Source organism: Mycobacterium sp. 1165178.9, assembly GCF_001673555.1.
Lineage (GTDB): Bacteria > Actinomycetota > Actinomycetes > Mycobacteriales > Mycobacteriaceae > Mycobacterium.
In genome coordinates this window covers 1-1,453 of record NZ_LZMB01000415.1, presented here as the reverse complement: position 1 = coordinate 1,453, position 1,453 = coordinate 1, and the positions used below count along the sequence as shown (strand labels likewise).

General features: G+C 70.1%; 2 protein-coding genes. One reads left to right on the top strand and one right to left on the bottom strand.

The annotated features are described in order from the left end of the window. On the top strand, positions 1 to 526 hold a 526-nt coding region (locus A5652_RS28120; protein ID WP_232001234.1), incomplete at its 5' end, for a hypothetical protein. Here the strand turns inward: A5652_RS28120 and A5652_RS18180 are convergent. Next, on the bottom strand, positions 523 to 1,453 hold a 931-nt coding region (locus tag A5652_RS18180), incomplete at its 5' end, for an NADP-dependent oxidoreductase (RefSeq protein ID WP_067354454.1). The two genes, A5652_RS28120 and A5652_RS18180, sit on opposite strands and share 4 nt — an antisense overlap.

Genomic DNA, 1,453 nt, shown 5'->3' with positions numbered 1-1,453 from the left:
CGGGTCCGGTGCTCCCGGGTTCGGCGGCCCAGGCGGCGCTCCCGGCTTCGCCCCCTTCGGCAAGAAGGGTCGCCACGGCCTCAAGCGCGCGGCGTTCGTCACCGCGGCATTGCTGCTGGACGGGCCGGCTGACGCCGCGCAAGTGGTGCAGCGGGTGTCCGACGCGACCGGCGGCGCGTTCACCCCTCCGCAGGACGCGGCCGAGCTTGCGATCGGCATCCTCGCCGGACGCGGCGTGGTCACCGTCGACGGCGGCGTGGCGACCCTGACCGAGCTCGGCCGAAACCTGTTGGCCTGGCGCGGAGTCAGCAGCGAGACCGCCCACGCCTTCCTGGGCCGCGCGGCCAAGTTCGGTGACGTGGTGAAGATCCGCAAGGAATTCTTCGAGATCGCCGGATTGGCCCGCACCATCGCATGGACGGGTACCGACGAGCAGAAGCAGCAGCTCGCCGAGACGCGAACCAAGGTGCTCGAGGCGCTGACCGATGCGCGCAAGGCGCTGCACCGGGCACTCGGCGCGGCCTAGCGGGGGCTGGGTTCGCTCAGCCTGACCAGGGTCTTGCCGACGTTCACGCCGGTGAACAGCCCGTTGAGGGCATCGACACACGACTCGATGCCCTCAAAAATGGTCTGCCGGTGGTGAAGTCGGCCTTCGGCCTCCCACCGGCGTAGCGCGGCGAACGCCTCGTCGAAGCGGCCCCACTGATCGAGGGCGTTGAACCCCTGCATCAGGGCGGTCTTCGACAGCAGGTTCACGTAGTTGGCCGGCCCGGGGTGATCGCCGGTCAAATAGCTGGAGATGACGCCGCACAACACGACGCGGGCTCGGGCGGCCAGACGGCCCAGCACGGCGTCGAGGATGGGACCGCCCACGTTGTCGAAGTAGACGTCGACGCGTTGCGGGCAATGCTTCTTGAGCGCGGCCGCCACGTCGTCGTTCTTGTAGTCGATGCATGCGTCGAACCCGAAGTCCTGCACCACCGCCCGGCATTTCTCCGGCCCACCCGCGATGCCCACCACGCGGGCGCCGGCGATCTTGGCGATCTGCCCCGCGACCGATCCGGTGGCACCCGCGGCCGCCGACACCACCACCGTTTCCCCCGGCTGCGGCCGGCCGATGTCGGTCATCCCGAAATAGGCGGTTGCGCCGGTCGGCCCGTAGACCGACATGATCGCCAGTTGGTCGTCCTCGCCCGGGATCGGCGTGCTGAACAGGTCGTCGCGGATGATCGCGTACTCCTGGAAGCCGGTCAACGTGGTGACGACGTCGCCGACCGCGTAGGCGTCGCACCGCGACGCGACCACCTCGCCGATGCCCGCCGCCCGGATGACCTCACCCAGCTGTACCGGCGGAAGGTAGCTGGGCTGGTCGTCGAGCCAGGTGCGGGCCGCGGCGTCGATGCCGACATAGGTGGTGCGCAACAGCGCCTCGCCGTCGGCGGGTTCGGGCGCG